This is a genomic window from Streptomyces sp. NPDC002537 (genome assembly GCF_053594975.1).
Genome location: NZ_JBSFWT010000049.1, coordinates 1 through 17,925, shown reverse-complemented (window position 1 = coordinate 17,925; position 17,925 = coordinate 1). Strand labels below are relative to the sequence as shown.

Sequence of the window (17,925 nt, the reverse complement as noted above, 5' to 3'; positions counted from 1 at the left end):
GGAGGCGGGCCGTGACGCCGGCGGTCTGCCGGTCGTGCGGCCCGGTGCCGGACCACCCTGCCGGCGCCATGGGTCCGGGCGTCCCGTGCTCCGGGCGCGGGCGGTCCGGGTGGGTCGCCGACGGCCGCCGTCGTCGCGGCCGCCGGCTGAGGGGGGTGGCTCTCAGCGCCCCAGCGCGGCGCCCCCGTCGACGTACAGGTCGTGCATCGTGATGTGGCCGGCGCGGTCGGAGAGCAGGAACAGCACGGCGTCGGCGATGTCGGAGGGGCGGGCGAACTTGCCGAGGGGTATGCCCACGCGGTAGTCCTCCAGCACGCCCTTGAGCGAGTTGGCGGGGCCGCTGTCATCGGTCCACAGGGAACTCAGCATCGGGGTGTCGGTCGATCCCGGTGCCACGACGTTGCAGCGGATGCCGTGGCGGGCGAGTTCGAGGCCGAGGGTCTTGGTGAAGGCGGTCGCGGCCGCCTTGGAGGCGCCGTAGGCGGCCATGCCCACGCGCGGCACGCCGGCGCTGTTGGAGGCGACGGTGACGATCGACCCGCGCCCGCGCCGGACCATGTGGCGCGCGACGGCCAGCGAGCAGCGGAAGACGCCGCCGGTGTTGACCGCGAAGGTGTGCTCCCACTCCTCCTCGGTGAGTTCGAGGACGGAGCCGGGGTGCAGGACTCCGGCACCGTTCACCAGGAAGTCGACGGGGCCGCAGCGCTGTTCGACCTCCCCGACCGTCGCCTCGACCTGTGCGGCGGAGGCGACGTCGGCGACGAATCCGGTGATGGTCCCGGGGCCGTCCCCCCGGCCGCCCTCCAGGGCGTCCAGGGCCGCGCGGTCACGGTCGACGGCGGCCACGGTCGCTCCCGCGTCCGCCAGCGCGCGGGCGACGGCCGCGCCGATGCCCCCGGCCGCGCCGGTGACCAGGGCCACCTTGCCGGAGAACTCGTTCGTACTCATGTCATTCCTCCTCGATCGCCTGTGCGTTGCCCGTGCGTCGTCCGCGCGAAGGGCGTCTCAGGCGCGCCAGGCCGAGACGACGTCCACGGCCTGGGTCAGGTTGAGCCGGGGGTCGCACAGGGTCGTATAGGGCTCACCGGGCTGCTGGTCGGCGGTCCATACGCACTCGGCGACGGGGTCGGGGGTGGCTTCGAGGTGCACGCCGCCGGCGAGGCCGCCCTCCGCGAGCACCGAGTCCTGGAAGCCCTCCAGCTCGCGCACCACAGAGGCGACGACACGGGTCTTGCGGCCGTTCGCGGCGCGCACGGTGTTGCCGTGGACGGGGTCGCACAGCCAGATGACGGGGTGGCCCGCCGCGCGTACTGCCCTGACCAGGCCGGGCAGCACGTCGTGCACGCCGTCGGCGCCGATCCGGGAGACCAGGGTGAGGCGGCCCGGCTCGCGCAGGGGGTCGAGGACCTCGCACAGCCGCAGCAGTTCGCCGGCGGTCATCGTGGGGCCGACCTTGCAGGCGACCGGATTGGCGACGGCGGCGAGCAGGCGCACATGGGCGCCGTCGAGCCGGCGGGTGCGCTCACCGATCCAGGGAAGGTGCGTGGAGGTCAGGAACAGCTCCCCCGGCTCCGTCCTTCTCAGCAGCGGGAGCTCGTAGTCGAGCAGCAGGGCCTCGTGGCTGGTCCACACGGCGTCCGTGTCCGGTGCGCCGGCCCCCCGGCCGAGGCCGTCGAGATGGGCCAGGACCGTACGGGACAGCCGGTATCCGGCGATCATCCGCAGCGGGTCGGCGGCGCGCGCCGCGGCCTCGAACTCCGGGGCGTTGACCAAGGGGCCGCGGTAGGCGGGGAGTTCGACGTCACCGATCCGTTCCGTCGGCTGCGAACGGGGCTTGGCGAGCTGGCCGGCCATGCGTCCGACGCGCAGCACCGGCATGCCGGAATTGACGCGCATCACATCGGCCAGGACGTCCAGCATGCCGGCCTTGGCCCGGACGTCCTCGCGCCCGCAGGCGGCCGGGTCCTCGGCGCAGTCGCCCGCCTGGACCATCCGCATGCGCCCTGTCGCGACCCGGGCGAGCAGGGACCGCAGGCGGGTGACGGACGCGGCGTCCACCAGCGGGGTGAGTGCGGTCAGGTCCTTCCGGACCTTCTCCAGCAGCCAGGGATCGCCCCACTCCGGCTGCTGCGCGACCGGCAGTGTGAACCAACGGCCCAGATCGTCGACCGGCGAAAGCCGGCCGGTACACGCTGATTCGGCGGTGCGGTCGGAGGCAATGTCTCCCCCCACTGGGTTCTCCCTTGCTTTTGGTCGAGGGCCGGCGGCGATACGGCCGTACGCGGCCCGCTCGATTTCCCGGGTGGCGGCGTCGGCGCAGAACCGGAAAGCGGAACCGGAAAGGGGAAGCCGCTCGGCGGCAATGGCCGCGGGAGCCCTCGTCGAAACCGCGGCCCGCTGCGATCCTGACAGACCGCCGTGCCCGACGGGAGGCCCACGGCTGGCCCGTGGCGGTCGTGGCCACGGGCGGACACCCGTAGCGGTCCGTCAGGGACCCATACTGGCAAGGGGATTTCCATCCCGTCGCATTCCGGAATTCTTCCGGATGCCCTTCCAGCACCTATGCCCGGCCCCGGACGACACAGCGCGAGAATTCCTCGGCGCGCACCGGCACCGGATTACGGAAAGGATCCCATGCGCACGAATCAGGTCGACGTCCTGATCGTCGGCGGAAGCACGGTCGGTCTGTTCACCGGACTGTTCCTCGCCCGGCGGGGCGTCGCGGTCCAGGTCGTCGACCGCCACCCCGCACCGCTCGCCCACCCGCGGGCCATGGGCATCGGCCCGCGCACCGTGGAGCTGCTGCGCGAGGCCGGGATCGCCGACGCCGTGGACGAGCTCTGCGTGGACATGAGCGGCAGCGACCTGCAGAAGTTCGCGGCCCGCACGCTGGCCGACGCCGACCTGGCCGCGCTGGCCGCGGCCGCCCCGCCGCGCACCGGCGACTTCGACCACGTCACGCCCCAGGCCCTCCGCGGCACGTGCCCGCAGGGCCGGCTGGACACCGTCGCGATCGACGCCGCGCGCGCCCACGGCGCGTCCGTGGACTTCGCCACCGAGCTCGTGTCCTTCGAGCAGGACGACGACGGGGTGACGGCGGTGCTCCGCGGCCCGCGGGGCGTCTCCTCGGTGCGTGCCAGATACCTCGTGGGCGCCGACGGCGCCCGCAGCTCCGTGCGCCCGGCCCTCGGCATCGGCACGTCCGGCCCCGGGGCGCTCGGCCGGCCGCTGGTCAGCATGCTGTTCCGCGCCGACCTGAACGACCTGACCGGCGGCCACACCTTCATCGTCTGCGACATCACCACGCCCGAGGCGCCCGGCGGCCTGCTCCCCGTCGACGGGCACCGCGAGTGGATCTTCCACAGCTACTACGACCCCGAACAGGGCGAGTCCTTCGAGGACTTCACCCCCGACCGCTGCCGCGCCATGATCCGGGCCGCCGTCGGCAGGCCCGGCCTCGACGTCGAGGTCGTCGGTGTCCTGCCCTGGCAGGCACGCGGCGCGGTGGCCGACCGCTTCCGGGCCGGACGGGTCTTCCTCGCCGGGGACGCCGCCCACGTCATCCCCCCGGTCGGGGCCTTCGGCATGAACACCGGGGTCGCCGACGCGCACAACCTCGCCTGGAAGCTCGCCCTGGTGCTCCGGGGTACGGCCTCCGAGGGGCTCCTGGACACCTACGAGGACGAGCGCCGCCCCGTGGCCCTGACCGCCCTGGAGCAGTCGATGCTGCGCCTCGGGGACCCGGGCCTGCACTGGGGCCGGGACGCCGACGCCGTCGCCAGGCGCGCGGAGGCCGGGGCGCTCAACGCCCCTGTGGTCCACCTCGGTTACCGCTACGACTCGGCGGCCGTGATCGGCGCACAGCCGCGGCTGCCCTCCACCGAGGACGTCGAGCTCGGCCTGGACGGGGCCCCGGGCTCCCGGCTGCCGCACCTGTGGCTGGAGCGCGGTGGCGAGCGCGTCTCCACGCTCGACCTCGTCCGCTCGCGCTTCACCCTGCTCACCGGGCCGGAGGGCGGGGCATGGGCCGCGGCCCTGGACGGCCCGGCCGCCGAACTCGGCGTCGACGCCCGGGGATACGTCATCGACGACGGACGGTGGCCGTCCACCGTCGGCATCGGCCCCGGTGGCGCCGTGCTGGTACGGCCCGACGGATTCGTCGGCTGGCGCGGGACCGCGCCTTCCCCGGAACCCGCGGAGACCCTGCGCCGGGCGCTGTCCGCCCTGCTCGCGATGGCGTAGCCGCCGCAGACACACGAACCGGCCCCATGCGCCTGTGGAGGGCGCATGGGGCCGGATGCTCGCGCCCCGTAAGGGGCGCGGGGAAGCGTCGATCTGCGGCTCCGCCGCGTGGGCGCGCCCAGCCACCGACGACCCGCAGCCGAACGCCTGCACTCCCAGCGGAGCGCTCAGGCGGAGCGCCTAGGCGGCGACAGCCGTGCCCGCGTGGTCCGTGAGGGGCTGCCACCACTGGGGGTTGTCCCGGTACCACCGGACGGTCGCGGCCAGGCCCGTCTCCAGGCTGTGCAACGGCCGGTATCCGAGTTCGTCCCGGGCCTTGCTCCAGTCCACGGAGTAACGTCGGTCGTGTCCCTTGCGGTCCGCCACATGCCGGACGCGCGACCAGTCGGCGCCCGCGATACCGACCAGCCGCCTGGTGAGTTCGAGGTTGGACAGCTCGGTGCCGCCGCCGATGTTGTAGATCTCCCCGGGACGTCCCGCGGTGCGCACCAGGTCGATGCCGCGGCAGTGGTCCTCGACGTGCAGCCAGTCGCGTACGTTGCCGCCGTCGCCGTACAGCGGGACGGTCCGGCCGGTCAGGAGCCGGGTGACGAAGTGGGGGATCACCTTCTCCGGGAACTGCATGGGCCCGTAGTTGTTGGAGCACCGGGTGACGCGCACGTCGAGTCCGTGCGTGCGGTGGCAGGCCAGGGCCAGCAGGTCGGAGGACGCCTTCGACGCCGAGTAGGGAGAGCTGGGGTTCAGCGGGTGCTCCTCGGGCCAGGAGCCGTGCTCGATGGAGCCGTACACCTCGTCCGTGGAGACGTGCACGAACCGGCCGGTGCCATGGCGCAGGGCGGCGTCCAGCAGGCTCTGCGTGCCGAGCACGTTGGTGCGCATGAACGCGGTGCCGTCGTCGATGGACCGGTCGACGTGCGATTCCGCGGCGAAGTGGACGACCGTGTCCACACCGGGGAACACCTCGTCGAGCACCGCGCGGTCGTTGATGTCGCCCCGCCGGAAACGGAAGCGCTCGTCGTGGGCCACGTCGGCCAGGTTGGCGGGGTTCCCGGCGTAGGTGAGCTTGTCCAGGACGGTGACCCGGATGTCGCGGGCACCGGTGCCGTCGAGCAGCGTCCGCACGTAGTGGGAACCGATGAAGCCGGCGCCTCCGGTGACGAGTACATGCATGGAAAGGGTTCCTCCTGTAGCGGTGGCTGCTCCCTGCGCACCTGCGGCGGCCGCCGGACGACGGGGCTCGCACGTGTCCGCGACGCGGTCAGGTGCGATCTTGACAGAGCGGCGGCCTCCGGGGGTGCGGCCCCACGAGGCCCACCGCGGACGTGACCTCATGCGGACAACCGGACGGACCGGCCCACGACTTGCCTCATGGGGACGCGGCATGACCGCTCGTGGCCACGACCACGGAGGGCCGCCCGGGACACCGTGCGCGCACCGGATTCTCTGACAGGATCACGGCCGGGGCCGCGTGCCCCGCCGGCAGCCGCCACCCGCCGAGGACACAGGACATCGAGGGAGGAACCATGACGGAGAGCGCCGTCCGCGCGGCCCCGATGACCGGATCCGCCCGCGGTGCCGGGCGGGCCGTCGCCGGATGGCCGTCGGCCATGGGTCCGGGCACGGCCTACGCGGCCTATCTGTCCGTCCGCGAACGGGCCACGACCGCACCGCCGATGGCCACCGCCCGGCATCGGGAGAAGCCGTACCGCGGGACGGGCGGGTCACTGTCCCGCTGACCGGAATCCCCGTCCGAATTCACCAAGTCCGCGTTATTGGGCGAGTGTTATCGCGCGTGAAGGGCTTCGCCGGCCCGAGACCCCCGAAAACACGGCGCATTCCGCGCCGGTTCATATCCCGGCGCCCGATGTGACGCGCAGGCCGCCCGGACGCGTCAACCGACATTCTTCCACTCCATCAGTAAATGGGGGACCGCTTCGTGACAGTCCAGATGAACGAGGAAATCGACGTGTGTACCACCCCGTCCGCCCCCGCCGGGAGCGAGCCGATGGCCGCCGTGCTCGGCGCCGATCTCACGGTGCCGCTCGTGCAGGGCGGTTCGGTGCGCTACGTGAACCTCGACCAGGCGGCGAGCACGGCGCCCCTGCAGGCCGTCGTGGACCACCTGGCCGAGGTGACCCCCTTCTACTCGAGCATCCACCGGGGGGCCGGTTACGCCTCCCTCGTGTCGACGACCATGTACGAGTCGGCGCGCGCCTGCGTGGCGCGTTTCCTCACCGCGCGCCCCGACGACCACGTGATCTTCACGCGCAACACGACCGACTCGATGAACCTGCTGGCGCGCGCGGTGCCCGGACAGGGCGAAGTCGTCGTCCTCGACACCGAGCACCACGCGAACCTGCTGCCCTGGCTCGACCGCCCCCATCGCGTCGTGCCGGCCGGTGCCACCCTCGAAGAGACCCTGGACGCCCTGGAGCGGGCCTTCACCGAGCGCCCGGCCGCCCTGCTGGCCGTCGCCGGAGCCAGCAACGTCACCGGTGAACTCCTCCCCCTGGAGCGGCTGGTGGACCTCGCCCACCGCCACGGCGCACGCATAGCCGTCGACGCCGCGCAGCTCGTCCCGCACCGGCGCGTCGACATCACCGCCACCGGCATCGACTACCTGGCCTTCTCCGGGCACAAGACCTACGCGCCCTACGGCGCGGGCGTGCTGGTCGGCCGCTCCGACTGGCTGGACGCGGCCCCGCCGTACCTGGCGGGCGGAGGCGCCGTGCGCGAGGTGCGCACCACCGGTGCGGAGTGGGCCCACGGCCCCGAGCGGCACGAGGCGGGCAGCCCGAACGTCCTGGGAGCCGTCGCGCTGGCCCGCGCCTGCGATGCCATCAGCGGCCTGCTCGGCGAGGCCACGGAGCGGCACGAGGCGCTCCTGAGCGAGAAGTTGACCGAGGGGCTCGCCCGGCACGAGCGGGTGCGGCTGCACCGTATCTGGCCGGACTCGGCCGACTCCATCGGCGTGGTCGCCTTCTCCGTCGACGGCTACGACTCCGGCCTGGTCGCCGCCTACCTCTCCGCCGAGCACGGCATCGGCGTCCGCGACGGCCGTTTCTGCGCCCACCCGCTTGCGGCACGGCTCGGCCTGCCGCGCACCGGGGCGCTGCGGGCGAGCTTCGGGCTCGGCTCGCGCCCGGAGGACGCGGAACGGCTCGTCCGGGCCGTGGACGCCCTCGTGACGTCGGGCCCGTCCTGGACCTACGAGCAGGTGGCCGGGCGCTGGCTGCCGACCGACGACCGCAGGCCGCTGCCCGTGTGGATGTCCATGGGAGGCCGGGCCGGCGAGGTGTCGGCGCCCGCGTCCCCGTGCGTCGCGGTGCCCACCGGGCGGGACGCGCGGCGGTAATCCGAAAGCGATCCGGGAAATCGGGAACGGGACAGCACAGCGGGGCCGAGCACGACGCGCGGCCCCGCTGTGCTGTCCGGGCGGCCCCCGCCGGGCCGAACGTTAGACGCCCGCCAGGGGGGACGCCGGGTACGCGGGCGCGTCCAGCAGATCGTGGATACGGGCCGCCACCAGACCGGCCTCGAAGCGGGAGTTGACCCCGAGCCGGTTCAGCAGCGCCGGGATGATGCGGCGCAGCGTACGCGGGGAGACCTGCAACTCCCGTGCGATGGCAGTGTCCTTGCGGCCCCGCGCCCACAGCCGCAGCACCAGGATCTGCTGCTCGGTGAGCTGGAAGGGATAGTCCCCCACCCCGTCGCCGTCGGCGAACGCCGCGTCCGGGAACTCGACGGCGCTGGGCGGCATGAAGTCGGTCGTCCCGTCCCAGCAGAACTCGAACAGGCGGCTGAGCATCCGCACCACCGTCGGCTGCCGCACCAGCAGCAGTTCCTCGGTGGCGTCGGCGGGTTCGAGCGACACCATGGCGAGGTTCTCGTCCGCCACGATCAGCCGGAACGGCAGCAGCGACGCCGTCCGGACCTGTACGCCCAGCTTCGCCAGCCTCTCCAGATGGGCGGTCCCCGCGCTGTCGCTCGTCGCGCTCTGCTGGATCGTGCGGATCACCACGCCCCGGTCGATGACGAGCCGGTTGCGGGTGAGGCTGTCGGCGAGCGTGTGGTGGGTGGTCCCCGCCGGACTCATCCACAGGATGCGGTGGGAGGCCAGCAGCACGGCCTTGTCGAGCACCTCGGCCACGCGCAGCGGGTCCTTGACCACCTCGATCTCCGGTACGCCCGGCTGGGGGGACCAGCCGCACAGGGCCAGCGCGGACACCTGGGCCATGAGCGAGCGCATGTGGTCCGCGCCCGTCGCCAGGCTCTCCTCCTGCTGCTGCAAGAGGTTCAGCAGCCCGCCCCACGGCCCGTCCCCTTCCGGCGCCGCCGGCTCCGGGACAACGTCCTGTGCTGTCAGCCGGTCGCTCATATTCGCTTCCCCCGAGAATCGGTGTCCGCCCGTGGTCACGACCGCCACGGGCCATCAATGCACGTTCAACAGGCCATGATTCTCTGAGAAGATCACGTTACTGACGGACTTCCGCCCCGCGGCCGTCACGATTTTGGAATGTCGCAAAGCCGGTCCCTTACTACTTTCGAATTTCCGTCGTTTCCGGATGGCTTTTCGCCGCCCGGTCCGGCGGACGGCCGACGAGGCGGAAGAGGCAGACGAGGGAACGGCGGCGGCGAGCCGGTACGGGAAGGTGGTGGACCGGAAGCCCGCGGACCTGTCCGTCCCGTCCGGCGCCCGGCGGCGCCACCCGTCGGGCGCGGGCCGCCTTCTCGCGCGCACCGCCGCCGACAGCGGCCGGCCATCGGTGCGCGCGCACGCGGCAGCCCCGTGAGCGGGCCCCGCGCCCCGCGCTCCCGGCATCCACCCCGCACCGGGCCCCAGCGGGCCCAGCGGCCCGACACCGCCGAGCGGCGACCGCCCGGCCCCTACACACGGGAGAAGAGCAACTACATGTCGAAGCTCCGACACTTCGAGGTTCACCCGGGCCACTCCACCGGGATCACCTGTCTGTTCTGTCACTGAAGTCCGGATAGAGGAAGCGAGGAGTGACCGGGTGAAGGAATCCATGCTTGTGAGGCCCTCCGCGACACGCGTCGGCGTCCTGGAAAAGCCTGTCGGTACCGGCGAGTTGGCCGTCGGCCCGGCCGGCGGGGCGGCGCGGTTCTGGGACCGGATGACGCTGAGCGCCATGCCGTCCGCGGAGCCGTCCGCCACTCCCATGGCCGTACCGGAGGAACTGCGCGGCGTCCTGCGCCTGTTCGCGGCGGCGGCCGACGGGTCACGCACCGGCGGACCGTCCGCGCCCTCGGCGGGGGCGCTCTATCCCTACGAGCACTACGCCGTCGTCGCCGGCCAGGACGGGCCCGCGGTCTACGCCGTGGACGCCGCCCGCCGCGCGTGCCGGCTCGTCCGCGCCGGCTCCCGCGTGCGGCACGCCCTGGAGACCGGCGGACTGCCCTTGTGCGAACAGGGGCAGGCGCTCGTCCTGACCGTCGTCAGACCCTGGCTGTCCATGCGCAAGTACGGCGACCGCGGCTATCTGTACGCCCAGCTCGACGCCGCGCACGTGGCGACCCAGCTGCTGTGCGTCGCGAGCGACTCCCACGGCCCTGCCGAGCTGCGCGCGCACATCGACGCGCGGCCGTTGTCCGAGCTGCTCGGCCTGGCCGGCGGCCACCGTTTCGTGCACAGCGTGCTGGTGCTCACCAACCGGCCGTCCCCCGCCGTCGACACGGCCGACGGCGGCTGGAGCTGTACCGACGACCTGGGGGGCGGCCTGAACCGGGCCTCGTCCACCTGGCTCGAGACGGAGTGCTGGAACTGGCTGACCACCAACCGCCCCACGGGCGGGACCGACCCGAGGAGCGCCGTGTCCGTACGGCCGCTCCTGCGGCCGACGGCCCCCGGACCCGTAGGACTTCCGGCCCCTGGCACACTGACCGCCCTGGCCGCCCGGCGCCGCTCGACGAAGGACTTCGCCCCCCAGGAGCTGTCCGGGCGGGACCTCGACCGCGCGCTCGCCGCACTGCGCACCCCCCTGGCCACCGACCTGACGGCGGACAGCGAGCTGGGCGCCACCCTGGTGGCGCGGCGGGTCTCCGGCCGCGCGCCCGGGAACCACACCCTGTTCGCCCCCACGCCGGAGGCCACCACCGGCACGGCCCTGGACGGCGACACCCTGGTGCGGGCATGCATGGGTCAGGAGCACCTGCGGCACGCGTCCGCCCTCGTGGTCTTCCACGCCCCGCGCCACGAGGTCCTCCAGCGCGGCGGCAACGGCCTGGACGAGACCCTGCTGCGCGCCGGCGCCCTGGCCCACCTGCTCTACCTCGGCGCGGCCGGGGAGGACATCGCCGTCACCACGATCGGCGGCTTCGACGCCACCCGCTGGCGAACCCTGGCGGGGCTCCCCGAGCGGCACGAGGTCCTCTACATCGCGCTGCTGGGCCTGCCCGGGCGGACCGCGGTCAAGCTCGACCGGCTGCAGCAGGCGTACGCCCACAACGAGAGGTAGGACCGTGCTCAGTGCTCTGATCTCCACCGCCGTCCTGTCCCAGGGCGACCGCACCGCACTCGTCGCGGGCGGCACGGCCCTCACCTACCGGGAGCTGGACGTGCTCGGCGCCGCCGCGGCGCGCGAACTCGCCCCGCACCTCCCGCCGGGCGAGCGGCAACGCGTCGGCCTGCGCGCGGGCAACTCGATCGCCTACGTGGTGCTCTACCTCGCCCTGCTGCGCGCGGGCTGCGTGCCCTTCCTGATCGACCGCGCCACTGGCCCCCAGGAGACCGCGGCCATCGTCGACGACTGCGGGCTCGACCTGCTCCTGCACGACGAGGAAGCGCCCGGGCTCCCGCACGCCACGCGCCGTGGCACCCTCCACGGGCTCGTGGTCTCCGCCTTCCCCCACCGTGACGACCGTCCGCGGCTGCACGACAGCACACAGGTCTGCCGCTTCACCTCGGGGTCCACCGGCAGGCCGCACTGCATCGAGTTCTCCGGCGAAGCCGTCCACCGGGCGGCCGTCAACTGGATCGAGGGCACCGGCCTGACCGGCGAGGACCGCATCCTGTGCTTCGCTTCCCTGTCCAACGGCCTGGCCTTCAACACGTCCTTGCTGGCCGCCTTCCTCACCGGGGCCCAGCTCCACCTCGGACATGGCCTGCCCACCTCCGGACGCGTCGCGCGCATGCTGGAGAGCAGCCGCGCGACCCGGCTGGTCGGCTTCCCCGCGCTGTACGAATCCCTCGCACGGCGCGACCGGGCCGACTTCCCCGACCTGCGCATGGCGATCTCCTCGGCGGCACCGTTGCGCGCCGGGACCAAGGACCGCTTCACCGAGCTGACCGGCGTGCCCGTCCAGAACTACTACGGCGCCGCCGAGGCCGGACCGCTCACCTTCGCCGACGACCCGGCCCACGACCCGGGACTCGGCCAGGCGCTGCCCGGCGTCTCCCTGCGCGCGGGCACCCCCGGCGCCCCGGCCGGCGTCGAGGTCCGCAGCGAGTCCATGGGCACGCGCTACCTCAATGGTCCCGGCCTGCTGGAAAGCAGGATCACCGACGACGGCCACTACCGGACGGGCGACCTCGGCTATCTCGACAACGGCAGCCTCGTGCTGACCGGACGCACCAGCCAGGTGATCAACGTGGGCGGCCGCAAGGTCGACGCCGTCGAGGTCGCCGACGTGCTGCGGCGCGCCGAGGGCGTCGCGGACGCCGTCGTCCTGGAAGTGACCGACCGGCACGGGAGCACCGCGCTCGCCGCCGTCCTCGCGGGCACCCCCGCGCCCGACACCGCCGCCGTACGCCGCCACACCGCCGCGCACCTCGCGGCCCACAAGGTGCCCACCCTGCTGCGCACCGTGGGCGAGATCCCGCGCGGCACCACCGGCAAACCCTCCCTGGCCGAACTGCGCCGCATGTTCGAGCACCCCCAGGACACCGAGTGACACCCAAGGAGAACAAGACCATGTCCGCCAACCAGCAGGACGCCCTGCGCACCCGCATCGTCCGCATCATCGTGAACTCCGCGGAGGGCGGCCTCACGGAGCAGGAGCTCGCCTCGGTCGACGGGTCGCTCTCCGCCCTCGGCTACTCCTCGCTCTCCTACATCCGCATGATCGACGCCGTCGAGAACGAACTGGGCGTCTACCTCGACCCCGAGGTGCGGGAGGAGAACTTCGCGACCGTCGACGGCATCCTCGCCCTCGTGCGCGAGGAACTGCCCGAGCCGGCCCATGCCTGAGCCGGACGGCCGGACCGCACCGCGGTCCGGCCCCGCCGTCGGCGTCGCGGGAACGGGCCGGCTGGGCACGGCCGTTCTCCGGCACTGCGCGCGGGAGGGACTGGCCACCCGCACGTTCGACACACGCAGCCCGCAGGACTGGGCGCACCTGCCCGTGCCCGACGTCATCGTGGACTGCGGCGCCGGGGCGGCCACCCACCGGGTCCTGGCCCTCTGCGCCGACCTGCGCGTCCCCCTGATCGAGTGCGTGTCCGACCTGACCGAGGACCACCTGGCGCGGATGGCGCACCTCGCCCGCGACGTCCCCGTCGTCCGTGCCACCAATCTCTCCCTGGGCAACTACCTCCAGACCCGCGTACTCGAACGGCTGACGGACCTGCTCACCGGCCTGGAACGCGCCGGGCTGGCCACCGCCCTGCCCGAGGCGGCGGTCCTGGAACGCCACACGGCGGCCAAGGCCCACCGGCCCAGCGCCACGGCCACCGCCCTGGCCCGGCGCTGGGAGGAACGCACCGGCACCCCGGTCGGCGACATCGCCTCCCTGCGCGCCGGGCTCCCCGTCAGCGACCACGAGATCCGGCTCGGATGGCAGGCACAGACCCTCGTCGTCCGGCACGAAGTGCACTCCCTGGAGGCCGCGGCCACCGGAGCGGTGGCCGCGGCCCGCTGGGCCGCCACCCGGGCCCCCGGCCTCTACGGCTTGCACTCCGTCTTCGACGACCTGGCCGCCGGCGCGGCCGGCACACCACCCACCACCGGTGCCGACGACAGAGGACACCCCCTATGAGCACCACACCCCGTCCCGAAGGACACGTCCCCCAGCCCATCCCCCAACGCATCGCCGTGCAGCTCGCCTTCGGCGCGCGCATGCTCTCCGTCGACGGGCACGACGACTTCAACCAAGGCCAGATATCCGCCCGTCTCCCGGGTTCCGACACCTTCTACATCAAGAACGCCCTCTGCGGCTTCGACGAGGCCACCCCCACGCAGGTGGTCGCCGCCTCGGTCCGCCCCGAGGCGCCCGTGGACCCCCTCGCGCCCCCTGAACTGCCCCTGCACCAGGCCATCTACCGGGCGCGCCCGGACGTCAACGGCATCGTCCACAGCCACGCCCCGAACACCCTGGTCTTCGGCACCATGGACCTGCCCGTGCGCCCCGTCTCCCACGACGGCGCGCACTTCACCGGCCGTCTCGGCCTGTTCACCGACACCAGCAACACCGTCCTCGACCAGGCCACCGGCGATGCCATCGCCACGGCACTCGGCGACAACGAGGCCATCATGCTGCGCAACCACGGCGGCGTGATCGTCGGCAAGAGCGTGCGGCACGCGACCGTCTTCGCCCAGGTGCTGGAGCGGGCCTGCCGCCTGCAACTGCTCGCCGAAGGGAGCGGCCGGCCCTACACCTGGTCCACGGCCGCCGACGTCCAGCTCAAGCGCGACTTCATCTACGCCGACCTCTCCGTCCGCTCGTACTGGGAGTACGCCGTCCGCCGGGTGACCCGCATCTGGCCCGAGACGGCGGACTGGGGACGCGCGTAGGACGGGCCGCGCCGCCGGGCACGTCCGCCCGGCGGCCCCCGGCCACCGCTCCCATCCCCTCGGCCTTCCGACGCCCCGACCACCACACCGAACCGCGGAGACCACACCCCAATGGCCCACACCCCGACCCCCGACACCACCCGCCCGGCGGCGCACGACGACGCCGAAGAGGTCCGCGCCCTGCTCGCGCTGGCCGAGGAACTCGCCGTCAGGGAACTCGCCCCGCGCGCCGACGACTTCGAGGCCCGGGGCGAATTCCCCCGCGAGGTGCTGCGCACCCTCGGCGGCTGCGGCCTGCTGGGCCTGCCCTACCCCGTGGAGTACGGGGGCGGTGGCCAGCGGTACGAGGTCTACCTCGAGGTACTGGAGATCCTCGCCCGGCGCTGGCTGTGCGTGGCCCAGTCCGTGAACATCCACGTCCTGTCCTGCTACGGGGTGGCGGCCTACGGGAGCGACGAACAGCGCGCCCGGCTGCTGCCCGGCATGCTCGGCGGCGAACAGCTGGGCGCCAACTGCCTGTCCGAGCCCGACGTCGGCTCCGACGTCTCCGCCATCGCCTGCACCGCCCGGCAGGACGGCGACCACTACACCGTCACCGGCAACAAGGCATGGACCAGCCACGCCGGCCACGCCGACTTCTACAACGTCTTCTGCCGCACCGGCGGCCCCGGCATCCGCGGCCTCTCCCTCCTGAACGCCGACGCCGCGACGCCCGGCCTCTCGGTCCTGCCCGCCGAGCGCAAGATGGGCGTGCGGTCCTCGCCCACCGCCACCGTCGTCCTCGACGGCGCGCGGATCCCCGCCGACCGTCTCGTCGGACGCCCCGGCAAGGGATTCCTCATCGCCATGGGCCTCTTCGACCGCGGCCGCCTCGGCATCGCCGCCTGCGCGGTGGGCCTCGCCCAGGCGGCGCTCGACCACGCCGTCGACTACGCCAAGAACCGCAAGCAGTTCGGCCGGCCCATCGCCGACTTCCAGGGCGTCTCCTTCACCCTCGCGGACATGTCCACCCAGATCGCCGCGGCCCGGGCCCTGGTCCGCGACGCCGCACGCACCCTGGACGAAGGACGCCCCGCCACCGAGATCACGGCCGCGGCGGCCCGCGCCAAGCTCTTCGCCACCGACACCGCCATGCGCGTCACCACCGACGCGGTCCAGATCCTCGGCGCCTACGGATACTCCCAGGACCACCCGGTCGAGCGCTGGATGCGGGAGGCCAAGCTCCTGCAGATCATCGAGGGCACCAACCAGATCCAGCGCGTCGTCATCTCCCGCGCCCTGTAGCACGCGCATGGACCCGAGAAAGCACCTGCACGACCTGGTCGACCACATCCCCGCCGAGGAGATCGGCGCGGCCACGGTACTGCTGCGCCTGTACGGCGACCCGGAGTACCGCCCCACCGAGCGGGACCCCTTGCCGGGCGTCCACGACATCACCGGCGGAGGCCGCTGACGCCCGGCGCGCCGTACCGGCGGACTACCGGCGGCCCCGGCGCGCTTCGCGTACGCGCCGCAGCCGGTTCACGGTCAGCGGGTCGTGCTCCAGTGCCGCCGGGTCGTCCAGCAGCGCGTTCAGCAACTGGTAGTAGCGCGTGGGCGTGAGACCGAGCTCCTCGCGGATCGCCCGTTCCTTCGCCCCGGCCCCGGTCCAGGTGCGCCGCTCCAGGGCCAGCACCGCGCGATCCCGATCGGACAGACTCACAGACCCAACCTAACCGCTGTGGTTCGCGCTCTCCGTGGAGTTCGCCTCGCGCAGGATCTCGCTGAGGACGCTCGCCGGATCACCGCCGGTCTTCACCGTGGCGCCGACCTTCTCCTTGATCGCCTTGCTGACCGCCGCCCAGGACGTCTTGTCGGCGGGGTAGAACTCGGCGTTCTCCAGCTGCGCCAGGAACGGCTGGAGCTTCTTGCGGCTGTCGTCCGAGGCCATCGCCTTGGAGGCCGCCGAGGTGACCGGCAGCAGGTCGTACTGGCCGGTGAACTCCAGCACGTTCTTGCTGCTGTAGACGAAGTCGAGGAAGGTGCCGATCTGGTCGCGGTTGCCGTTCTGCTTGAACGCCATCATCCAGTCGGCCACACCCATCGTGGACCTGGCCTTGCCCTTGACGCCCGGCAGCGGAGCGGTGATGTACTCGATCCCCTTCTGCTCCGCCTGCTGCATCAGCGTGGGGTGGCCGTTGAGCATGCCGACCTCGCCGCGGCAGAACGCGTCGAAGACCTCCTGCCGGTTGGTGCGGGAGGGGTCGCCGGGGCCGGTGAGCTGCTTGCCGACGAGCTCGTCGCGCAGCCACGTCAGGGCCTGGACGTTCTCGGTGCGGTCGATCGTGTAGACGCCGTTGGCGTCGGTGTAGCCGCCGCCCGCGCTGAGGAACCACATCATGGTCTCGGCGGGCGCCTCCTCCGGGCCGAGGGGCAGACCGAAGGGTATCTTCACGCCCGCCGCCTTGAGCTTGACCGCGGCGGCCTGGAGCTCGTCCCAGCTCTCGGGGGGCTGGGCGATCCCGGCCTTGGCGAAGAGGGTCTTGTTGCAGAAGAGCAGGCGGGTGCTGGAGACGAACGGCATGCCGTACTGCACCCGGTTCACCTCGCCGGCCCGCTCGATCGAGGTGATGAACTCCGCCTGGGTGGGGATGGAGAGCAGCTGGTCGGCGCTGTAGAGCTTGCCCGCCGCCGCGAAGTCGGCGTACGCGCCGATCTGCGCCATGTCGGGGGCCTTGCCCGCCGCGACCAGGTCGGCGACCTTCTTGTCGACCTCGGTCCAGCTGTAGACCTCGACCTCGACCTTGATCTTGCTGTGCTGGTCCTCGAAGGCGCGTACCAGGTTGTCCCAGTACTTCTTGGAGCTGTTGGAGGACTTGTCGCCGTAGTCCGCGGCGATCAGCTTCAGCTTCTTGGCACCGCCCGGACCGCTGCTGCCGCACGCCGTCAGTGCGGGCGCCAACGCCGCAGTGGCGGCACCTGCCGCCGTCAGACCCAAGAACCGCCGCCGCTGCACTACTGCTTCCCACCTTCGTGGTTCGTCCGTCGCTGGAGACCGTGAGTCTCTCCCGCGCGCAACCTTACGGTCCAGCCGACTCCGGTTTCGCTTCGGTATCGCCCTTCCCCTCCTGTCCCCCTCTTCCCTCGCTCGCCACGGGGCTGCTATCCACGTTCCGACGCCCACCGCACCTCTTCCAAGGAGCCTCAGCGCATGCAGCAGCCTTCTCCCTCCCGTACGGCGGCAGAGATCACCACCCAGCCCGGCTGCTGGCGGCGCGCCGCCGACGCGGCGGGCGGCGCGTCCGGCCTGCCGGAACCCGGCGAACGGGTCGCGGTGACCGGGTGCGGCACCTCGTGGTTCATGGCGCAGGCGTACGCGGCGCTGCGCGAGGCCGCCGGGCAGGGCGAGACGGACGCCTTCGCGGCGTCCGAGTTCCCGGCGGCCCGCGCGTACGACCGGGTCGTGGCGATCACCCGCTCCGGGACCACGACCGAGGTACTGGACCTGCTGGCGGCCCTCCGCGGCCGCACCCCGACGCTCGCGCTGACCGCCGACGCCGCGACACCGGTACGGGACGCCGCCGCCACGCTGGCGGTGCTGGACTGGGCGGACGAGGAGTCCGTCGTCCAGACCCGCTTCGCGACCACGGCCCTCGCGTTCCTGCGCGCCGGGCTGGAGGCGCGCGGCCCACTCCCGGCAGGCGTACGGACGGTCGCCGAAGCGGCGGCACACGCGGAGACGGCGGTCACCGAACCACTGCCGCCCGCCGTACTGGCCGCCGGACAGTGGACGTTCCTGGGCGCCGGGTGGGCGTACGGGCCCGCGCAGGAGGCGGCGCTGAAGATGCGCGAGGCGGCGGGCCGCCTCACCCTGCCCGCCCTGGAGGCACTCAAGACCGCCACGATGATCGACGACGTGTGCGTGCCCCGCTCCCGGCTCGCCGCCATGCTCGAC

General features: G+C 73.0%; 18 protein-coding genes. 12 read left to right on the top strand and 6 right to left on the bottom strand.

All coding sequences use genetic code 11. The features are described 5' to 3' along the window. Positions 1-162: 162 nt before the first annotated feature. Positions 163-948 carry a 2,3-dihydro-2,3-dihydroxybenzoate dehydrogenase gene (locus tag ACWD4A_RS21825; RefSeq protein ID WP_451196234.1) on the bottom strand — a complete coding sequence of 262 codons (786 nt, stop codon included), beginning with the start codon at positions 946-948 and terminating at the stop codon, positions 163-165. Between the two features lie 57 nt (positions 949-1,005). Further along, positions 1,006-2,160: a 3-deoxy-7-phosphoheptulonate synthase gene (locus ACWD4A_RS21820; protein ID WP_451196312.1), complete on the bottom strand. Its 1,155-nt coding sequence runs from the start codon at positions 2,158-2,160 to the stop codon at positions 1,006-1,008. 474 nt (positions 2,161-2,634) lie between these two features. Here ACWD4A_RS21820 and ACWD4A_RS21815 point away from each other — a divergent pair, with 474 nt between their 5' ends. Further along, positions 2,635-4,242 (top strand): FAD-dependent monooxygenase, encoded by a 1,608-nt coding sequence (locus tag ACWD4A_RS21815; RefSeq protein ID WP_451196232.1) that lies wholly within the window; start codon positions 2,635-2,637, stop codon positions 4,240-4,242. A 180-nt stretch (positions 4,243-4,422) separates the two neighbouring features. Here the strand turns inward: ACWD4A_RS21815 and rfbB are convergent, their stop codons facing one another. Continuing rightward, positions 4,423-5,412: a dTDP-glucose 4,6-dehydratase gene (gene rfbB / locus ACWD4A_RS21810; protein ID WP_451196230.1), complete on the bottom strand. Its 990-nt coding sequence runs from the start codon at positions 5,410-5,412 to the stop codon at positions 4,423-4,425. Positions 5,413-5,765: 353 nt separating this feature from the next. On the opposite strand from rfbB, the gene ACWD4A_RS21805 reads away from it, so the two are divergent. Together ACWD4A_RS21805 and ACWD4A_RS21800 are read left to right on the top strand one after the other, a co-directional pair. Continuing rightward, positions 5,766-5,978 carry a hypothetical protein gene (locus tag ACWD4A_RS21805; RefSeq protein ID WP_451196228.1) on the top strand — a complete coding sequence of 71 codons (213 nt, stop codon included), beginning with the start codon at positions 5,766-5,768 and terminating at the stop codon, positions 5,976-5,978. 230 nt (positions 5,979-6,208) lie between these two features. Next, positions 6,209-7,597, top strand: coding sequence for an aminotransferase class V-fold PLP-dependent enzyme (locus tag ACWD4A_RS21800; protein WP_451196225.1), 1,389 nt, complete (start codon positions 6,209-6,211; stop codon positions 7,595-7,597). Positions 7,598-7,699: 102 nt separating this feature from the next. Here the strand turns inward: ACWD4A_RS21800 and ACWD4A_RS21795 are convergent, their stop codons facing one another. Continuing rightward, positions 7,700-8,620, bottom strand: coding sequence for a LuxR C-terminal-related transcriptional regulator (locus ACWD4A_RS21795; protein WP_451196222.1), 921 nt, complete (start codon positions 8,618-8,620; stop codon positions 7,700-7,702). A gap of 187 nt (positions 8,621-8,807) precedes the next feature. Between ACWD4A_RS21795 and ACWD4A_RS21790 the strand changes: the two genes are divergently transcribed. The 8 genes from ACWD4A_RS21790 (at position 8,808) to ACWD4A_RS21755 (ending at position 15,444) form a co-directional block, all read left to right on the top strand. After that, positions 8,808-9,035, top strand: coding sequence for a hypothetical protein (locus ACWD4A_RS21790; RefSeq protein WP_451196221.1), 228 nt, complete (start codon positions 8,808-8,810; stop codon positions 9,033-9,035). A 234-nt stretch (positions 9,036-9,269) separates the two neighbouring features. Continuing rightward, positions 9,270-10,718: a nitroreductase family protein gene (locus ACWD4A_RS21785; RefSeq protein WP_451196219.1), complete on the top strand. Its 1,449-nt coding sequence runs from the start codon at positions 9,270-9,272 to the stop codon at positions 10,716-10,718. A 4-nt stretch (positions 10,719-10,722) separates the two neighbouring features. Continuing rightward, positions 10,723-12,153 carry a class I adenylate-forming enzyme family protein gene (locus ACWD4A_RS21780; protein ID WP_451196217.1) on the top strand — a complete coding sequence of 477 codons (1,431 nt, stop codon included), beginning with the start codon at positions 10,723-10,725 and terminating at the stop codon, positions 12,151-12,153. Next, on the top strand, positions 12,150-12,449 hold the full coding sequence (locus ACWD4A_RS21775) for a phosphopantetheine-binding protein (protein ID WP_451196214.1): 300 nt from the start codon (positions 12,150-12,152) through the stop codon (positions 12,447-12,449). Before ACWD4A_RS21780 ends, ACWD4A_RS21775 begins: the two co-directional genes overlap by 4 nt. Next, positions 12,442-13,236: a dihydrodipicolinate reductase C-terminal domain-containing protein gene (locus ACWD4A_RS21770; RefSeq protein ID WP_451196212.1), complete on the top strand. Its 795-nt coding sequence runs from the start codon at positions 12,442-12,444 to the stop codon at positions 13,234-13,236. Before ACWD4A_RS21775 ends, ACWD4A_RS21770 begins: the two co-directional genes overlap by 8 nt. Beyond that, positions 13,233-13,991, top strand: a complete 759-nt coding sequence (locus tag ACWD4A_RS21765) for a class II aldolase/adducin family protein (protein ID WP_451196210.1) — start codon at positions 13,233-13,235, stop codon at positions 13,989-13,991. Before ACWD4A_RS21770 ends, ACWD4A_RS21765 begins: the two co-directional genes overlap by 4 nt. Positions 13,992-14,102: 111 nt before the next feature. Beyond that, positions 14,103-15,275, top strand: a complete 1,173-nt coding sequence (locus tag ACWD4A_RS21760) for an acyl-CoA dehydrogenase family protein (RefSeq protein ID WP_451196207.1) — start codon at positions 14,103-14,105, stop codon at positions 15,273-15,275. A 7-nt stretch (positions 15,276-15,282) separates the two neighbouring features. Then, positions 15,283-15,444, top strand: coding sequence for a hypothetical protein (locus tag ACWD4A_RS21755; protein WP_451196206.1), 162 nt, complete (start codon positions 15,283-15,285; stop codon positions 15,442-15,444). Positions 15,445-15,468: 24 nt separating this feature from the next. On the opposite strand, the gene ACWD4A_RS21750 is transcribed toward ACWD4A_RS21755, so the two are convergent. Further along, the gene (locus ACWD4A_RS21750) at positions 15,469-15,693 is read right to left on the bottom strand and encodes a DUF3263 domain-containing protein (RefSeq protein ID WP_451196203.1); all 225 of its coding nucleotides are present in this window, start codon (positions 15,691-15,693) and stop codon (positions 15,469-15,471) included. Between the two features lie 9 nt (positions 15,694-15,702). Continuing rightward, positions 15,703-16,986: an extracellular solute-binding protein gene (locus ACWD4A_RS21745; protein WP_451196201.1), complete on the bottom strand. Its 1,284-nt coding sequence runs from the start codon at positions 16,984-16,986 to the stop codon at positions 15,703-15,705. Positions 16,987-17,181: 195 nt separating this feature from the next. Here ACWD4A_RS21745 and ACWD4A_RS21740 point away from each other — a divergent pair. Continuing rightward, a partial coding sequence (locus ACWD4A_RS21740; RefSeq protein ID WP_451196198.1) for an SIS domain-containing protein occupies positions 17,182-17,925 on the top strand: 744 nt, incomplete at its 3' end.